The sequence below is a fragment of the Actinomycetota bacterium genome, assembly GCA_005774595.1.
Taxonomy (GTDB): Bacteria; Actinomycetota; Coriobacteriia; order Anaerosomatales; family D1FN1-002; genus D1FN1-002.
The window spans coordinates 1-1042 of sequence record VAUM01000513.1 but is presented as its reverse complement, the minus strand read 5'-3'; the positions used below and the strand labels follow the sequence as shown (position 1 = coordinate 1042).

At 68.5% G+C, this 1042-nt stretch carries 2 protein-coding genes; both read right to left on the bottom strand.

The features are described 5' to 3' along the window. Positions 1-102: 102 nt before the first annotated feature. Positions 103-345 (bottom strand): hypothetical protein, encoded by a 243-nt coding sequence (locus FDZ70_11350; GenBank protein ID TLM64781.1) that lies wholly within the window; start codon positions 343-345, stop codon positions 103-105. Between the two features lie 97 nt (positions 346-442). Next, the coding region (locus FDZ70_11345; protein ID TLM64780.1) for a DUF2085 domain-containing protein at positions 443-1042 on the bottom strand (600 nt) is incomplete at its 5' end.

The window sequence follows — 1042 nt, the reverse complement described above, 5'->3', positions numbered from 1 at the left end:
CGTGAAGCTCGCGATCGGACAGTCCCGACATGATGACTCCCTCCGAACGAACACTTGTTCGAAGGGAGGCTAGCGGGCGACTGTGACATCGCCCGCGCGGGGCTATTCGAGCGGGAAGAGCGCGGCGATCGCCTCGCGGTTCACGGCGACGTACTCGGGCTCGTAGAGGAGGCGGTCGTCGATGAGCGAGAAGACGGCGGCGTCGGTGAAGGCGATGAAGTCCTTGGCCTTCGAGTTGAGGGCGTCAGTGACCCGGCTTCCCGCGAGCACGTGCATCGTGCCCTCGATGCGAAGGCGATCGGTCATCACCGCCACCTTCACCTGGTCCTTGCTCGTGTAGACCATGATCCACCCCCGAGGCCGGGTCGCGCGGTACAGCCGCCCTGATCACCACTACTCTAATCCAGCCGCCGAGCAGGCGGAAGTGCGGCGCATCCGGCCGTCACGTGAGCAGGCGCGTGATCCAGATCCGGAACAGGGCGCTGGCGCCGATCTCGAGCGCCGACAGCGCGAGCGCGAGCAGCAGCGCCACCCACGCGTCCGTCAGACGCTCCGCGCGCCCCTCGAACGCGGGGACGAGACAGACGATAGCCAAGTTGACCCAGCAGAACGTCGCGACGATGCAGACGGCCGTCAGCACCGCGTAGCCCGCGCCCAGGAGCGGCAGGAACCACCGCGCCACGACGAATGCGGCCGGGAGCGCGGCCAGCCACAGACCCACCTCGCGGGGACCGCTGACGACGCGCTCTCGCACCGGGCTGCGCCACAGTTGCGCGTGGACGATCGGCGCCGCGAACAGGGCCATGCCGAAGCCGGCCATCAACCCGGTTGCGAGCCTGATGTCGTTCGTGGTGGTCCTGATACCCGCGTACGAGGTCACCCCGTCGAACGCCATCACGCCGATCAGCGCCAAGCCGATGCCGGAGACTGCGAGCGTCGGCGGCTCCGACCGGCGCCGGCCCAACGCTTCGATGACGAGGACGCACGCGACGAAGCCGAGGTAGATGCCGGTGTCGCGCGCGCAGACGGGCAACTGATGGCC